Consider the following 17,118-nt stretch of genomic DNA (forward strand, 5'->3'; position numbering starts at 1 on the left):
ATTAAGAAGCCTTCAATTCTTTTTGTTCAAGTGTTTCTGACTTAGAGCCACCCATCAGCATGCCGATCAAGGCGCCAACGATGGCCGGGACGACCCAATCCATTCCGGCTGAAGCGAATGGGAGGGCATTCCTCATGGTAAGGATTGGACCAAGATTAAGGCCGAATGTGCTTAATCCGCTGATTGCCGCGAAAACACCAGTAAACAGAATGGATGTAGCATAAACCCTCCGCGGATTTTTAAAGAAGCGGTGGAAAAAGCTAAGGGTAATTAACACGATTGTTAACGGGTAAGCCGTGACCAGGAATGGGACGGAAACTTTAAGAATTTGCGCTAGGCCCATATTAGAAAGGGTAAGCCCGATCAGAACAACACCAGTAACGACTGCTTTATAGCTTAGTTTCGGATAAAGAACCGAAAAATATTGTCCGCAGGCAACCGTGAGGCCGACAACGGTTGTGAAGCAGGCCAGGGTAAAAATCAATCCTAAGAGGACAGGGCCGCTTTTGCCAAGAAGAAGCGCGGAAGCCGTTGTCAATAGTTCAGTACCGGAGTCAAATGTTCCTGCACCGCCCATTTTTCCGCCAACATAGCCAAGGGATACATAGACAAGCGCAAGGAGCAGGCCTGCGACAACGGCAGCTTTCATCGTGTAACGGGTCAGCTGTTTATCGTCGTTGACGCCGCGTTGTTTGACAGCAGTGAGAATGACAATTCCGAACGCCAGGGAAGCCAGGGCGTCCATTGTGTTATAGCCTTCAAGGAAGCCTTTAAAGAAAGCGCCTGCCTCATAGCCGCCGGATGGAGGCTGAAATTGGCTGTTTAATTTCGCAAAACCGACCGCGCACAAGGCGACGATTGACACAAGCAGCACCGGAGTGATCCAGCGCCCCATATACTTTTCCATCTTATCGTGGTTTAAAGAGGTCAGATAGACAATGCCGAAGAAAACAGCCGAGTAAATGAACAAAGCGAGTGTCTTATTAAATGATTCCGGTGCGAATGGCAGGACGCCCATTTCGAAGGCAACGGATGCATTCCTCGGGATGGCCAGGAATGGCCCGATCGATAAATAAACGACTACCATGAAAATTGTGCTGAACTTGGGATGGACTCTGTTTCCAAGCGCTTCTGCGCCGCCTTTAACAAGAGAAACGGCAAGCAGGACGGCGAAAGGAAGGCCCACTGCCGTCAGTACGAATCCCGCCATGGCAAGCCAGTACGAAGTTCCGGACAAAGCACCGAGAAATGGAGGGAAAATCAAGTTCCCTGCTCCAAAAAACATTGAAAACAACATGAATCCGATGAACAAAGTGTCGAACTTTTTCATTTCTACTCTTCCTTTCCAATCAATTTATTTAAATGGATTTTTACTATAGCAAAATAAAAAACCCGCCCCCGTTAAAAAACAGGGACGAGTTAATACCCGTGTTACCACCCTCATTCCGCACTGCCAAAAAGGCGCGCGGCACTCAGCCAACGTACAATCATACGTGTTCCTTTGTAACGGCGGAAGCCCGTCAGAACTTACTGAAATTCAGTTCTGCATCTCGGAGATGATTTTCGGCCAGGTACTGAACGCCGGCTTTCACCACTTGCCGGCTCTCTGGGGAACAGTGTCCTAACTTACTCTTCTCGTCATCAATTTTTTTATTTAAAAATAATTTATCAAACGATTTTTTAAGTGTCAATCACTTTTTAGACAATTTTAACTATTGTGGCAGATGGAGAAAAATACCTTAAACATTCAAAACCAGGCACAGCAGCAATGTAAACGATTTCCTTATGGCAAAAACTGACGGAAATTTTTTTTAGAAAAAATGCGGGCTGAAAATATCTTGTGTTTGTAAGGTGGACAAATGTCTCTTTCGTGTAGATGGCCACGATTGGCTTTTCAAAGAACGTACAAATAAATACTTAAAAAATGGCACAGACTCCCTAAAAGGATGAAGATATGAAAAATTTCATGAAACCCCATGTATTTAGAGCGAAGGAAGTCAGGCTTGGCTCCATAAATGATCCCGCCAATCGTATAAAGGATTCCGCCAAAAATGAGTAGGAGCAGCCCTTCACGCTCAATATTGCCGGCAAGCGGCGAGACGACGAAAATGACCATCCAGCCCATGACGATATAAAGAGAGGTAGACAGCCAGCGTGGGCAATTGAACCAGATCATTTTAAAAGCGACTCCACTTACGGCCGCAGCTGTTACAATGCCAAACAGCACCCAGCCAGTCACCCCGTTCAGGCTAATCAGGCAATAGGGGGTGTAGGTTCCAGCGATTAAAATGAAAATCATTGAATGGTCGAGCCTGCGCAGAAAAGCAATCACCCTGTCCTTCGCAATAACCATATGATAGGTAGCGGAAGCTGAATAAAGAAGAATCATGCTCATGCCGAAAACAATGGCAGCTGCAACTGACAATGATGACGAATCAGATGCTGCTTTGATGACCATAGCCAGCAGTCCAATAAACGAAAGGAAGGCGCCTGCAAGATGGGTTAAGCCATTAATTGGCTCGCGAATATAAGTGTTCATTTTTTACCTCCAATAAACTTTACATGTAGTTATAATAACTACTTTATATAATACAACCACGTTGGAATGTGGTCAACTACAAGTTTTTGTTATATAATTAAGTCATTATGAATTCAAATGGGGAGCGGTTGATGGTGGATGTAAATGACTTGCTTGATGAAATTGGGCTGGATAAAAATCTGGAACTGGATCAGATACCGGCGATTGATTTATACATGGACCAGGTAATCCAGCTTTTTGAAAATGCATTTGCAGAGGCAAAGCGTAATGAAGAGGAAAAAATCCTGACGAAGACCATGATTAATAATTACGCAAAAGACAGATTGTTCTTCCCTGTAAAAAAGAAAAAATATACACGCGAGCATTTGATTTTACTTAGTTTGATTTACCAGCTGAAAGGGACCCTGACAATCGGGGACATTAAGGGGATTCTTAATGGGATTAATGAGGAAACTGTCCAGGGGAACCTCGACCTGGAGGAATTCTACTCAGCTTATCTAAATCTCGCAGCCCAAAACACGGCAATTTTCCGTGATGAGGTGGTATCGCATGGCAATTCCGCTGCAAAGGAGCGTGCGGCTATAAAGGGCGGAGATGGCGATATTGAGAAGGTTCTATTGATTGCATCGCTCGCTAATATGAGTAATATGTATAAAAGGCTTGCAGAAAGGCTCGCGGACACGCTGGCCGTTATTGATAAAGAAGAATAAGAGGGCAATGACAAACAAGAACCTTGGATAATTCACCAAGGTTCTTGTTGCCAGTTACTGGTTTTTACGATGTAATACCCTCTGTTTTGCTGTCTGTCCCGCATCCTGCCGGAAGTTCAACAATTACGCGGGTTCCTTTATTCAGCGCGCTCTTGAAAATCATTTTCCCATGATGCGATTCAACAATTTTCGAACTGACTGTCAGTCCAAGGCCTGTACCTTTTTCTTTGGAAGAATAGAAAGGTTCGCCAATTTTCTCAAGACGTTCCTTGGAGATTCCAATTCCGTCATCTTTGATTGATACACGGACTTTTTGATTCCGGCGGGTTTCAATTGAGACGATGACCTTGCCGCCCTGGTGGGAGGCTTCAATGGCGTTTTTAATTAAATTGATGAATAGCTGTTTTAACTGATTAGGTTCACAGTCTATGCAAAAATCTTCCGAAGAAAAGTCAGGGATAATTTCGACATTTTGGAGTGCCGCGACTGGTTCCAAAAGCGAAACGACATTTTTGATGATTTGATGGAGGCCTGCCCTGACAAATTTTATTTCCTGGGGTTTTGCGAGAAGCAGTAATTCCCCGGCGATATGGTTGATCCTGTTCAATTCATCGGCCATAATCGAATAATAAAATTGATGCTTCTCATCCTCCGATTGGAGAAGCTGGACAAATCCAATTAAAGACGTGAGCGGATTCCGAATTTCGTGGGCGACACTCGCGGATAATTCGCCTACAATCGAAAGCTTTTCTGTCCTCCTCAGTTTTTCCTCCGTTTTCCTGATTTTTGTTACATCTCTTCCATATCCGATGATTCCCTTTGTTTCCCCATTGATGATCATGGGAAGCGAGGTGCATTCCAAGATGATTTTTTCACCATTTTTTCCTTTGAATTCAAGCTCAATGATTTGCGGACGATTTTCGTTGCGGACAACCGAAACATATTTATTCAAGGTTTTCTTATTACGGCGCGCGACAAGCTCCTGCCAAGGTATGCCTACTATTTCAGCGGGCTCGTATCCTGTCACTTCTTTAAACTTAGGGTTTAAATCAATGAATCTTCCTTCCAGGTCTGTCATATACACAATGTCGGGGCTGTATTCGAATAGGGATTTATATTGCTGGCGGCTTTCTTCAAGTAAATTGATCAGCTGCCTTTTTTCAGTTATATCCCTTCCGATAATGACAAGGCCTTTACGGCTGCCATCAGGGTTGAACAAAGGAACTTTAATCGTGTCGAATATTTTTTGTTCGCCTGCAGGGGAGACAAGAACTTCCTCGATCCTCGTAATCTTGCGGTTCCTCCAAGTTTCTTCATCAGAAACCTCGCAATAATGGAGGGCGTCGGCATAGTCTTTTGAATAGGCTGCCAGTTCGGAATCCTTTTTGCCGCGGTAATCCACACCTTCAAGCCCAAACAATTTAAGGCCAAATTCGTTGACCTCCACCCATCTTCCTTCGCCATCCTTGAAATTAACAAAGTCGACCATTGAGTCAATAAGGGTGGATAGCCGTTGTTTATCAATCTTGGTTGTATTGAGTTCCTCTGATTTCTTCAGCGCAAAATAAAAAAGGAAGGCTGTGGCGGCAACATAGAGCCCTTCTTTTATCTGGCCTACAACAATGGCCAGTGGGGAGGGGCTGAAATGGCTAAGCAGCAAATTCGTCCCATAAATCCAGACGATGCTTCCTGTGATATACCAAAAAATCAATTGTTTCTTCTTCATATCTTTGCTCCCTAAAATAGCATTCAGTCATCACGTGGCTAACCTTTGCATGTCTAGTTCCGTTCATCTGCGAGGCGGGTCTGAATACCTGTTGCTAAGTCTGAGCCCTTTTTTTCGGAAATTCACCCATTCCTCAAAAGCACCGGAACCGAACAATACGCCTGCGATTATAAAAAGAAAGCCGATAAGGTGGGCAAGCGTAATCTGTTCATTGAGAAGCATAGCCGCGCCGATTAAAGAGAAAAGCGGACTAAGATTGATAAAGATAGCCGATTCAGCCACTCCCACTTTGCCAATGGCGAAATTATAGGCCATATGCCCAAAAGCTGTAGCGATAACAGCTGAAGCGAAAAAAATCACCCAGACGGATTGATTCGCTTGTCCAAGTCCCTTCAGTCCTCCTGGCTCCTGAATGAGGCTGATGAAAAAGAGAATAATTGAGCCGAAAACGAGCATGTAGCCAGTCATGAGGCGGGGATCCATCGTTTTGGAAGCCTTTTTGATTATGATGAAACTTCCGGCTTGTGTGAAAATGGATAGGAAGACAAACAAATCACCAAGCGAAACGGCACCGACTCCCTGGCTGTTATCAAGGACCATAAAAGATACGCCTGCAAGTCCGGAAAGCACCCCAATCATTTTTATGAAATGAAAACGGCTTCCCAGGAAAACAGCCGCAAGGATTGCGGATAGCAAGGGGCCTAGCCCTAAGATGAGTCCCGCATTGGATGCAGTTGTTTTTGTCAAGCCGACTGACAGGAAGTAATGGTGGCATACAACGTTAAAAATACTTGCAACCAGTATATAGATAAATTCTGTCTTGCTTGGCATGCGAACTTTCTTCATAAAAGTAAGGACAACGAATACAGCGGCTCCGGCTGTTAAAATTCTCAATGAAGTAATCGTAACCGGCATAAAGGAATTCACAATGATTTTTGTGGCGATGACGTTTAAACCCCATGCCGCCATGACTGCCACCAAGATAGTATATATTTTAAGATTTTGATTTCTTTCCATTACTTGAATCCTTCCTTGCACATGCATAAAGTGAATCTTCCATTAGGAGGGCTTACTGCCCATAAAGAGTCAGATAAATGATAAAGAGGGATGGTGTAGGCACCTTCCCTCTGGAAATGCTGTCTATTTAATTCAGTATAACAGGTTTTTCCTTTTCGGGCATAGTCTAAAAAGCGTAAACAACATTAAATTGGCTTATATTTTCCAGTTGGTTACTTTACAGAACGTAATTAAACTTTATTGGCCAAAGTTCCATTTTCTTCATAGACAAGAACGGTGTTCACCTGTGCCTGCTGAACGCCTTTGCCGATAGATATGGCTTCCTTTGCGGAATCACGGACAGTCAGGCTGCCAATAAGAATGGAGTCAGCGCAGTTTTCCCCTCCGAAAACTTTCAGGTCAGTGCCCGCGGACCGGAATCCGCTGACGGAAACATGGTCGAGCGTGACATTTCGTGAACGATATTGGATGGCGAGGACAGGTTCCCCACGATAGTCATAGTCGGGGTCTCCTATTGCCGTAAAATAATTGATTGCGACATTCCGATAAGCAGACACGACGAGAGCCCTCGGTTTTGAGCCGACATACAGATCAGTATGAATCGGAGCAATCGAGACAAGATTCGTGGCCCTTATATTAAAGGCCGTTTTTGAAACGGGATCGGTGCTTTTATGATGTTCAATATGCCGCCAGTTAAAGGAACGGTTATCATGGACAGACAGGTGGCCGATGATGTGGACGTTCGAGGCGGCGGATGAATTTCCGTGCGCCTTGATTTCGACGCCGCCAAAGCAGCGCGTGGATGAATTATTGACGAGCCACACATTTCTGGAACCGTCGTCAGCCTCGAAGCCGTTTGAATTTGAAAATCCTTTCTTATGTGCACGTCCGCTAGGGTCGCACATATGGCAATTGGAAATCAAGATATTATCACTGTGATGGGTGGTAACTCCATCATCCCCAAATCCGTAGCCATTCAGGCCATCCAGCCAAATATAATTACTGCCGCCTCTTGCCCTGTAGCCATCCCCGGAATAATTGTAAATGGTCGAGGATACATCAAAGCAGTGGAGTCCTGGATTAATTCCTTCAACATCCTTTACCCAACCGAAAGTGACATTCGCATAGAGAAGGCAGCTTGAACGGTTATTCCCTGCTGCCGTTTTCTTCACATCACCGAGTCTTTCAACATTCCAGTCAAGTGTCATGCCTTTAACAAGGATGTTGCGGTTGCCTTTCCAATGCGCCGCGTTCGTCACAAGCTGTGACGACTTTGGCGCTTTCTCGTGCAGCTTTAAAACCGTCTTTCCTTTCCCTTCGCCAATTAGGCAAGTCCAGGAGGGAAGCCGGATTTCTCCTGTCACAAAAACTCCTTCGGGAATACGGACTGTGACCCTGCCGTTGCCAATCGCTTTTTTGAACGCTTCCGTGTTGTCCGTCACACCATCTCCGACCGCGCCAAAATCCGCTATGTTCACTTCATTCCTCGCCACGGTCATCAAATGCTTGTACTCTTCATCAAGTATAGCCTTCCATGAAGGGTATACACTGCCGTCAACCGCGACAATCGTTTTCACCTCTTCTAAGGCAGAAGCAGTCTTTTTTGCGTAAAAGAACACAGGCATTGTGGTGAATAATTGTTTGACTCTGGCGAAAAGAGGCCTCTTGTCTTCACTTTTAAAAGAGTAGCTCGCTGGGTCGGCGCTGTGTTTTTTGAAAAGATCTTCAGTTTCGGCGACTGCCGCCCTTAAATCGAGGGTGGTCGACGAAAGCTTTAATAGTAATCCGGCATTTTTACGGGGATCATGCTTTTTATCCAGATAGAGCATTTTCCCACCTCCTGGTTCTTGCTTAAAGTAGTTTTACTTTATTATTCCCGGTCTTGCCAAAGGTAACCTTTCAATGTGTTTATCAAGTTCACCAAAAAACCAAAAATTGCACGGAAGTTTTGCCCTCTTTCATATTGCAAGTGAAGGGGCCTGCAATAGTGTTTTTTCTGGCCCGGACATGACTTCCGCCCAATCTAACCGATTGTTGCTTTACTTCGCTTCTTTTTGGGTACTTTGATAAAATAGAGTCGGATGACAAGCACTTACTACAATTTATGATACATGATCCAATATATATGAAAATTTATGGGGGGACGGCTATGAATCTCGAACAAATGCTAATAGAAAAGAAGTATTATGAAAGCTTTATGGAGGGTCAGAAGGAGCAACCTTCAGCTGTCCTTGCCGAAGCGTATCTTGAAGTTAGGCAGAAAGGGGCAGAAGGGCTTCAGGAAATCCGTTTTGCCCAAGGTGAAGTTTATTTTGGTTTCAGGGACTATGAAGCAGCCATCCAGAAGTGGGATGGAGTCAGCGGTTCGCTTAAGTCCTGGGCGATAAAAAATACGGCCGATTCGTATTACGAGCTGGGAGAACTGGCAAAAGCGGAAGATCTATATCGGGCAGTCGAATCGAACAATGCTTCCCTTAAAGCGGAGGTAGCATTGCAGCTGTTCGCCCTTTATATTGAAAAAGGAAAAGAGGAAGCGGCTTCGGAAACAATTAAAGGCCTGATTGCGGAAAATCCCGGATATCCGGATGCGGCCAGCCTTGCCCGGACATTTTTTGAAAACTGCGCAGATTGGGAGAGCGCAACCGAACTGGCAGTAAATGAATTGGCAAGAACGGAAACAATGCCCTGGGCTGACATCCTCATTTCCTATGTGGAAAAGGGGGCAACTGCAGGAAGGCCGCCGGCATATTTTATGAATGTTCTCCCGGTTGTTTACAGGCTGGACCAAGAAAGGTTTGGACAGCTTGCTGCCTCCCTGTGGAAAAGTTATTTTGGAACAGAACATTATTTCTCCTGGATTAATGAATTTGATTCTCTGCTGGAATATCAAAATGATCTGCCGGCTGGGGAGTGGCCTGAGCTTTCCAACTTATATAAGGAGACTTACCTTGATTTTACTACATCAGGCAACTATTCAATCAAGTCCCTTTCAAGCGTCATGCCGTCTTTATTGAGGAACTGGCTCAAGATTGAAAACCCGGGAACAATTGGTTTGGCGGCATCCGCCCTATTGGCCTGGAGCGGAAAGTATCCAGCCGGGATATCAGCGGAGACCATTGAAATGGCTGAAGCGGCGCTATCCCATTCAAAACGGACAGAAAATGATTTTACCGAGGGACTGTCCCTGCTTTCAGAAATTGCCTCATGGTCAGGGAGCCAGGGGTTGCAGGTGGGACCAAGGCTTGAGTGGATTGCCGGTGAACTTGCGAACTTCAGGACAAGGCACGTTGTCGCGACAGGAATGAGAGGTAGCGGAAAGGGGCACGTCCTTAGCCATCTATTCGGAGATGCCTATCCGGAGGAAACAAATTCGGCTGCTCTCGCCTTCAAGTACCAGGATGAAGCAGCTGTAAGCAAAGTCACGGATGAAGGCATAGAGGAAGCTGAAGCATTTGAGGAATTAAACTCTGTAAGTCCTGAGGATGGAAAGGGAATCTTTACATTCTCGCTTCCAATCCCATTTTTGAAGGATTCAGGGCTAACACTAGTTGACCTGCCTGAATTTGAGAATGATGCACTCGGACCGGATGAAATGGAATATATTCATTTAGCCGACAGCCTTCTATTCGCTGTAGATTCCGAAGAGTCTTTGACAACACAGGAAAGGATTGTGATTGGGCAAATCCGTGAACAGGCACCAGGCTTGCCAATCCATTTCCTGCTTACACAAACAGGATTGCCGGATCCTCACACGTTCGAGCAGGCGGCTATGCAGATAACAGCTTCTTTCCCTGACTCACAAGTGATAAAAGCGGGGCCTACGCCGGACAGGAATCATCTGTTTGAGAGCATTGTGAAAGCAGCCGTCATTGGAACCCCCGAACGGAGTATTGTAGGCAGCCGCACTGATAAGCTGCTCATGCTGATCAGAAAAGCGCTCGAACATCTTCTCGTTCAGAGGACGGAACAAGAACAGGGGATCCAGGACAAGATCGAAAACGAAGAGCAAATGGCGGCAAAATTAACTGGTGCCATTCATCAGCTGGATGACATTGAATCGGAAAAAATCGGGAAAGTCCAGAAGTCTTACCGGCAGCGTATAGAAGAGGCAAAGGCGGAGCTGCTTGCAGATATCCCGGAAATTTTCAGGGGGACGGCAGATTACATTAAAGAGGATGGCGATTTCAGGACCATCCATCTTGACCTGAATGATGAGATGAACAGAAGGCTGGACGAATATATTAATAGGACAGCGATGCCGAAACTCCGGACATCACTTGAGGAGTGGATTGAAGAAACAGGCGGTGAGCTGATTCAGATTCAGGAATTCCTCGATGAAATGAGTGAAGGATTCAACAAGCTTTATGGCCAGGATTGGATCCGTCTAGATTGCGACTTCCGAATAGTGGAAGATTGGAAAAGGGACATTGGCCGGATGACAAATGGATACCAGCTTGATAAAGTAAACGTTCTTTTGCGCAGGACGCCTTCCCAGATCTTTTTGAAAGGCGCGGGTAAGCTTCTCGGTGCGCTGCCGCAAAATAATGCGATGCTATATAACCGGTACAAAACATTCGTGGAAAATGAAGACTATCTTGAAACAGCCAGAATTGTTAGGGATCGTTTTTTCCTGCAATTCGACTTGTTCGAGAAAGCGATTGGCAGGGATATTACCCTATTCTTCCACAATCCGCATGAAGTTCTGGACGCCACTTTAGCCCAAACACAGGCTCAGCTTGCGGACAGCAGGGCAATGGCGGATGAAATGAAGAAAAACCCACAGCAATTCCATGATCCGCTCTCCTTATTCAGCATCAGGCTCAGACAGCTTGAATGGCTTGAAATAACCGGTGCCGGAAGCAATTAAGAACCAATATGCCTTGTTTCCCAAAGAGAGGAAATCAACAAAATAAACATCCCTTCGCAATCAGCAAAGGGGTGTTTGTTCTTTTTTAAGCCCCAGGTTTCTATTACGTTAGTTATTTTGTATAATGTGGATATTCCATAACGACACAACAGAGGTTATTTCTTATGAAGATTAAATTGGATGAATTGACAGCAAGGCTATCTTCTGTTCAAATCATCGTCCTTTATTACCTGATTGCCATCATCATTTCTACCTTCCTATTAATGCTGCCTGTAACGCTTCAGGAAGGTGTGAAGCTTTCATTTGTCGATGCCCTTTTTACGGCAGTGAGCGCGGTCAGTGTCACGGGTTTGTCGACGATTTCACTTCATGAAACGCTCAGCTACACCGGCACGTTCATCTTAGCCTTCATTTTGCAGATTGGCGGCGTGGGCGTCATGACGCTCGGCACCTTCGTTTGGCTGATTCTGGGCAAAAAAATCGGCTTGAGGGAACGGATGCTGATTATGGCAGACCAGAACCAGTCCGCTTTGTCAGGCCTTGTTTATTTGCTGAAGGAAATACTCCTTTTAATCGTATTGATTGAACTGGCCGGCGCGCTTATCCTTGGTTTCCATTTCCTTGATTACTTTCCTACCTGGCAGGAAGCGTTCCGGCAAGGGTTCTTCGCTGCTGTCAGCGCAACGACAAATGCCGGCTTTGATATTACAGGTGAGTCGCTCATTCCTTTTGCAAATGACTATCTGGTTCAGACAATCAACATCTTGCTAATCATATTGGGAGCGATAGGCTTTCCGGTATTGATTGAGTGCCGGGAGTACTTGGTCCGGAGGAAAAAAGGGCATTTCCGGTTCACGTTGTTTACGAAAATTGCTGTCACAACATTTGCCGCGTTACTTGTCTTTGGAACGGTCTTTATTTTCATTTTCGAGGCAAATCACTTATATGCCGGTAAAACCTGGCATGAAGCCTTCTTTTATTCGGCATTTCACTCAACCTCTACGAGGAGTGCGGGCCTGTCGACTATTGATGTGAACCAATTTTCAACACCGACGCATCTGCTGCTCTGTTTGTTCATGTTTATCGGGGCATCGCCAAGCAGTGTGGGCGGGGGGATCAGGACGACAACCTTTGCAATCGCCCTGCTGAGTGTGATTTCGTATGCTCGGGGAAACAGCACGATAAAAGTGTTCAAGCGCGAGATCATGCCTGAGGATATTGTGAAGTCATTTATTGTCATCATGACCGCCTTTATGCTCTGCGGTTTCTCGGTGATTTTCCTGTCGTTTATAGAACCGTCCTTTTCACTCATGCAAATCTTGTTTGAGGTATCGTCGGCATTCGGAACGACGGGGATGTCGCTCGGGATTACACCGGAGCTGGGCACACCTGCGAAGGGGCTGCTCATGACGCTTATGTTTATCGGTCGGATTGGCATATTCTCATTCCTGTTCCTTGTCAGGGGCAAACCGAAGAATGAGAAGTATCACTATTCCAAGGAAAGAGTCATTATTGGATAATCCATATTAATAAAGGCAGGGAACGGAGTGAGTGCGCCGGTCCCTGCCTTTTTGCAAAAATGTCCTGTCTAATCAGTGCAGTGGTTCAATCCTCATCCTCCCCTATAAAGGGTTTGTTGACATAGTAGTACATGGCCGCCATAAAAAAACCGCCGCCAATCATGTTCCCAATCGTAACAGGGATTAGGTTATGAAAGACCCCTCCCCAGGAAATTGTACCCGGATGATTCAGGACCAAGGCGATCGCAAAAGTACACATATTGGCGATGCTGTGTTCATAGCCGGAAATAAAGAAGCAGAAAACGAACAGCATCATCGTAAACAGCTTCGGCCCGTCTCCCTTTAGTGTGGTCGGGATGAAAAAGGCCAGGCAGACAAGCCAGTTACAAAGAATTGCCCTGAAAAACAACTCGCTTGCCGGAGCATGCATCTTCTTCTCGACAACGCTCAGCAAAAACCCATTCACTGCATGGTCGGCAAATAGGCCGGTCGTATAAATTAGTGCAGCGAAGACAGCTGCGCCTAAAATATTTCCTGAGTAACTGGCACCCCACAGTCGGAAAACTTCAGGCCAGCGCATCCTTTTTCTCAATGCGGCATAAGTAAAGTAAAAAGTATTGCCGGTAAATAAATCGCCTCCGCCGTAAGCAATCAAAATAATGGCTGATCCAAACGTCAAAGCGGCCATTGGATAGGTGAGCGGCGATTCCTCGAGATAAAAGTAGTTTCCTGTCTTGAAAGCAACGATGACGCCAAACCCGATGAACATGCTTGCCAGCATCGCCCTTAAAAGATAACGGACCATACTCTGTCTGTATATTTTCAACTTCTTTAAAGCGAGGTTTTCAATCTCCATCAGCGATTTTGTTTCCATGGCTTCTCGGTCCCTCCCGCTTCAGCTTGTTTTCCTCGTTGTTTAAAAATTTATAAAATAATACAGTGTGTATAACTCTAGACAAGTTATTTGAATCCAGCTCCAGCGCCTAGCCCCTCGAGGTCATAAGCCATATCCCTCCAGAGGGCAGGCCCGTCCTCGGAAATGCCCGCATTTCCTTCGTGCGTGGGCAAATTCGGGGATGACGTTCAGTGTCCTCCGGGCTCTGTCTTATGCTGGTCGGGGCTGACCACAAAGGAAAGCTCCCGTGAATAATCATCGCAGGGACAGGCGGTTTTTGCCTGTCACGAAGGCGCTTGCGCACTTTGTTCATTTAGGATATGTATTTGAAGGGGACTTTACCCCTTTGGAAATGGGCTAAACACTCATTCGGAAGAAGGCGGTATGAAAAGGAGGGCCCGTTCAAAGGCCCCCTTATCTGAAATTCCTCCCTTTATGAAGTGATTTTCTTTTTGATCCAAACAGTTTTCCTGGACACTGTCAGAAGCGTGACACCGCTTAGGAAGAGAAGGCTGCTTGTCACTAGAAATACAGCCGAAAAGCCAAGGCTTCCCGCTAGGAATCCGCCCATGAGCGGGCCGGCGATATTGCCAAGGAAGCGGAGGCTCGTATTGTAGCCAAGTACTTCACCCTGGATGGCGACGGGTGCTTCCTGGCGGATATACGCCATCCGCACGGGAATGATGCCTCCGATCGTAATGCCAAGCCCGAAGCGGATAACGACAAGCTGCCAGACTTCCGTTACAACCGTTCCCAAGGTGTAAATGGCCGCCCCTGACAGCAGAAGGATAATTAGGATATTTAAGTAACCCTTCCGGTCGGCAAGTTCTCCCCACTTTCTGGCCATGAGTAAATTGCCGACTCCAGATGCGGAAAAAGCCAGCCCAGAGATAAATGCCAGGTTTTCTGGCCCGTTAAGCTTGCCGACAAACAGCGCAAGAATTGGCTGGATGCTGAATAAAGCAACCTGAATGAACATGGAAATCAGCAAAACGGTTGCCAGTGCGGGCTTTCGTACAATATATTGGATGACATCAAAACGTGAGTACTCGACTCTTTTTTCATCTGATTCACTAAGTTTATATTCCCTGGCTCTTGTAATGAGGATGACGGAAATCAGGATGATGGCTGATGTGCCTTTGAAAGTGGCGTCATAACCGAGCGAATCAGCAAGGAAACCTCCGGCCAGCGGCCCGAGCAGTGTGCCTGCGATACTCCCGGTTTGGAGTGTCCCGAGTACCTTGCCAGCCATCCTTTTAGGTGTCTGGGTTGAGATGAATGCCTGGGTGATGGAAATCAACCCTGCAAAAAAGCCCATGAACAAGCGGAGTGCCAACAGCTGCCATACGGTTGACACTACTCCCATTAAATAGAGGGAAACAGACATTCCGAGGCCGAGCCCAATCAAGATTTTCTTTCTGCCGTACCTGTCACCGGCTCTTCCCAGGATGGGGGAGAACAGGAACGCGGTCACGAAGGTTGCGGCGAAGGTAATGCCGGCCCAATGCTGGACATAGGCAGGCGAAAAGCTTCCGAATGTTTCTATATAAAGAGAAATAAATGGCAGAACCATTGTCATGCTTCCGCCAACGAAAAAGTTTGAAAACCACATAATCGTCAAATTTCGTTTTAATAAAGCTTCATCGTTCATATTAGTTCACTTCTTTCTGTGCTTGTACTGTCGATGAAGGAATGCCGGGGAAACGTTATTTCGCCTCCCTAAATATGATAACAAAGATCAGCCCCAAGATGAAAAGATGGGCTTGGAAGAAGACGGGCAGAGGGGCGACTCGGACATCGGGTGAGGAAGGGGAAGCTGGAAACGATAAGGCTGTATGAAGGAATCAAAAATATCTTTTCAGTTTCGGTCAAAAACAAGCTATAATGGTTTGAAATGTTTAAGTCAATGTGGAGAGATGCGAATGGAAAATCAACGCCGTGAAATATATGAAGTGATGAAGGTTTGTCTGAATGCTGGTAAAATCATGCTCCAAAATGGAGCGGAAACTTACCGGGTTGAAGATACAATGACCAGGATTGCCTCGTCGTTTGGGATAGAGGCATCCCATAGCTACGTGGTGCCGACTGGAATTATATTTACAGCGGAAGACGGGGGTCCGGGAGTAACAAAATTGATCCGTATATCCCACCGTTCCACCGACTTGCAGAAGGTAGCCCTCGTAAACTCCGTCTCAAGAAGGATCAGTGAAGGGGACCTTTCACTCGAACAGGCAGTCGATCTGCTTGATGACATCGATAAAATGAATCATACATTTTCAATTTCTTTGCAGACTGCTGCCGCCTCACTGGCAAGTGCCTGTTTTATGATAATGTTCAAAGGCGGCTGGGCCGACTTTATTCCATCTCTTGTCGCCGGAGCGCTCGGTTTTTTGACGGTCACCTACATGCATAGAATTGTCCCGATTAAATTTTTCGCCGAATTCTGCGCATCACTGATTATCGGGCTTGTATCGCTCCTGTTTGTATCCACCGGATGGGGACATCAGATTGATAAAATCATTATTGGCTCTGTAATGCCGCTTGTTCCCGGCCTTCTTTTGACAAATGCGGTAAGGGATTTGATCGCAGGACACCTGGTTGCCGGGTTATCGAAAGGTGCTGAGGCTGCCTTGACGGCAATTGCCATCGGATCCGGGGTCGCGGTTGTCCTGGCATTATTGTAAAGAGAGGAGGGGAATGGCCTTGGCTGTATTTGAGCAACTTATCACAAGTTTTATTGCAACCGCTGCATTCGGAATCCTGTTTAACGCACCGAAGAAGATGCTGATTAAATGTGGGCTTGTCGGCATGGCAGGCTGGATTCTCTATTTCTTGATTGAACGGAATACATCAAATGCCATTGGCGCTACCCTTGCTGCATCATTTGCTGTTGGGGTTGTCAGCCATATGCTGGCGAAATCGTATCGTACGCCTGTCATTGTTTTCAGTGTGTCGGGCATCATTCCACTTGTTCCGGGCGGAATTTCCTATGATGCAATGCGGCATTTTGTTGAAATCGATTATAGTACGGCTTTAAGCCTTGCGGGAAGGGCTTCCCTCCTTTCGGGGGCCATCGCAATGGGGCTGGTCTTTTCAGAGGCATTGAATTTAATCCATCGGAGGATCAGGACGCCAAGAAAGCCTATGAGATATTTCCGATGAAAGAAAATCACTCCCAATACAAACCCTAATGAGAAAAGGGGCTAATCCTGTCGAAACCCGCGCCAGGCAAGTGTTTTGAAATGTATTTGTAATTTATTGGAGGGTTAATGGACGGGCCTGAGGGGTAATAAATCCTTGTATCAACCTTTAAAGGAGGAAGATCAAATGGATAAGCGTATTGTTGGAGTATATGATAATGGAGATCAGGCAGTACAAGCAATTGAGGATTTGAAAGCGCAAGGCTATGACAGGGATGCAATTTCTGTAGTTGCCAGAGACAGAGATGATATTGACGATATTCATGAAGAAACAGGTACGAAAACAGAGGAAGGTCTTGCGACAGGAGCCGCGACAGGCGGAGTCCTCGGCGGACTGGCAGGATTCCTGGCCGGAGTCGGAGCGTTGGCGATACCAGGCGTAGGGCCAATCCTTGCGGCTGGACCGATTGCAGCGACGCTGACTGGCGCGGCAGTGGGCGCAGGTGCCGGAGGCCTTGCTGGGGCACTGATTGGCATGGGTATTCCAGAAGATGAAGCAAATCAGTACGAAAGTGACGTCAAAGCGGGAAAAATCCTCGTCCTCGTTGATGAAGATGAGAGCAGGCTTGGTACTGGCGGAACGGGTGCTGTAACAAGAAATACGAATGACTGGTCTGGAAGCACAACGATGGACGACCCTGCAA

General features: G+C 46.2%; 12 protein-coding genes, 1 pseudogene and 1 other annotated feature. Of the genes and pseudogenes, 6 read left to right on the plus strand and 7 right to left on the minus strand.

What is annotated here, in order from left to right; translation table 11 throughout:
* Position 1 precedes the first annotated feature (1 nt).
* Both brnQ and trhA read right to left on the minus strand, forming a co-directional pair.
* On the minus strand, positions 2 to 1,330 hold the full coding sequence (gene brnQ / locus BN1002_RS01755) for a branched-chain amino acid transport system II carrier protein (protein ID WP_048823338.1): 1,329 nt from the start codon (positions 1,328 to 1,330) through the stop codon (positions 2 to 4).
* 77 nt (positions 1,331 to 1,407) lie between these two features.
* Positions 1,408 to 1,651 (minus strand) — a binding site (T-box leader).
* Positions 1,652 to 1,894: 243 nt separating this feature from the next.
* The gene (gene trhA / locus BN1002_RS01760) at positions 1,895 to 2,539 is read right to left on the minus strand and encodes a PAQR family membrane homeostasis protein TrhA (protein ID WP_048823339.1); all 645 of its coding nucleotides are present in this window, start codon (positions 2,537 to 2,539) and stop codon (positions 1,895 to 1,897) included.
* Positions 2,540 to 2,670: 131 nt separating this feature from the next.
* Here trhA and BN1002_RS01765 point away from each other — a divergent pair, with 131 nt between their 5' ends.
* Positions 2,671 to 3,249, plus strand: coding sequence for a DUF1836 domain-containing protein (locus tag BN1002_RS01765; RefSeq protein ID WP_048823340.1), 579 nt, complete (start codon positions 2,671 to 2,673; stop codon positions 3,247 to 3,249).
* 64 nt (positions 3,250 to 3,313) lie between these two features.
* Here BN1002_RS01765 and BN1002_RS01770 read toward each other — a convergent pair whose 3' ends face one another.
* From BN1002_RS01770 to BN1002_RS01780, 3 genes are all read right to left on the minus strand, one after another.
* Positions 3,314 to 4,975: a PAS domain S-box protein gene (locus tag BN1002_RS01770; RefSeq protein WP_048823341.1), complete on the minus strand. Its 1,662-nt coding sequence runs from the start codon at positions 4,973 to 4,975 to the stop codon at positions 3,314 to 3,316.
* Positions 4,976 to 5,038: 63 nt separating this feature from the next.
* Positions 5,039 to 5,992, minus strand: coding sequence for a DMT family transporter (locus BN1002_RS01775; RefSeq protein WP_048827667.1), 954 nt, complete (start codon positions 5,990 to 5,992; stop codon positions 5,039 to 5,041).
* Positions 5,993 to 6,222: 230 nt separating this feature from the next.
* Positions 6,223 to 7,821 (minus strand): glycosyl hydrolase family 28-related protein, encoded by a 1,599-nt coding sequence (locus BN1002_RS01780; protein ID WP_048823342.1) that lies wholly within the window; start codon positions 7,819 to 7,821, stop codon positions 6,223 to 6,225.
* Positions 7,822 to 8,141: 320 nt separating this feature from the next.
* Between BN1002_RS01780 and BN1002_RS01785 the strand changes: the two genes are divergently transcribed.
* Positions 8,142 to 10,859 carry a hypothetical protein gene (locus tag BN1002_RS01785; protein ID WP_048823343.1) on the plus strand — a complete coding sequence of 906 codons (2,718 nt, stop codon included), beginning with the start codon at positions 8,142 to 8,144 and terminating at the stop codon, positions 10,857 to 10,859.
* A 164-nt stretch (positions 10,860 to 11,023) separates the two neighbouring features.
* The gene (locus tag BN1002_RS01790; RefSeq protein WP_048823344.1) at positions 11,024 to 12,379 is read left to right on the plus strand and encodes a TrkH family potassium uptake protein; all 1,356 of its coding nucleotides are present in this window, start codon (positions 11,024 to 11,026) and stop codon (positions 12,377 to 12,379) included.
* Positions 12,380 to 12,464: 85 nt separating this feature from the next.
* Here BN1002_RS01790 and BN1002_RS01795 read toward each other — a convergent pair whose 3' ends face one another.
* Both BN1002_RS01795 and BN1002_RS01800 read right to left on the minus strand, forming a co-directional pair.
* Positions 12,465 to 13,253, minus strand: coding sequence for a formate/nitrite transporter family protein (locus BN1002_RS01795; RefSeq protein WP_048823345.1), 789 nt, complete (start codon positions 13,251 to 13,253; stop codon positions 12,465 to 12,467).
* A 454-nt stretch (positions 13,254 to 13,707) separates the two neighbouring features.
* Positions 13,708 to 14,925: an MFS transporter gene (locus tag BN1002_RS01800; protein ID WP_048823346.1), complete on the minus strand. Its 1,218-nt coding sequence runs from the start codon at positions 14,923 to 14,925 to the stop codon at positions 13,708 to 13,710.
* 271 nt (positions 14,926 to 15,196) lie between these two features.
* Here BN1002_RS01800 and BN1002_RS01805 point away from each other — a divergent pair, with 271 nt between their 5' ends.
* The 3 genes and pseudogenes from BN1002_RS01805 to BN1002_RS24185 form a co-directional block, all read left to right on the plus strand.
* Positions 15,197 to 15,958: a threonine/serine exporter family protein gene (locus BN1002_RS01805; protein WP_048823347.1), complete on the plus strand. Its 762-nt coding sequence runs from the start codon at positions 15,197 to 15,199 to the stop codon at positions 15,956 to 15,958.
* A gap of 13 nt (positions 15,959 to 15,971) precedes the next feature.
* On the plus strand, positions 15,972 to 16,436 hold the full coding sequence (locus BN1002_RS01810) for a threonine/serine exporter family protein (RefSeq protein ID WP_048823348.1): 465 nt from the start codon (positions 15,972 to 15,974) through the stop codon (positions 16,434 to 16,436).
* A 165-nt stretch (positions 16,437 to 16,601) separates the two neighbouring features.
* Positions 16,602 to 17,024, plus strand: a pseudogene (locus tag BN1002_RS24185) (general stress protein); the annotation flags it as partial.
* Positions 17,025 to 17,118 lie beyond the last annotated feature (94 nt).

It is taken from the genome of Bacillus sp. B-jedd, from assembly GCF_000821085.1.
Classification (GTDB): domain Bacteria; phylum Bacillota; class Bacilli; order Bacillales; family Cytobacillaceae; genus Bacillus_D.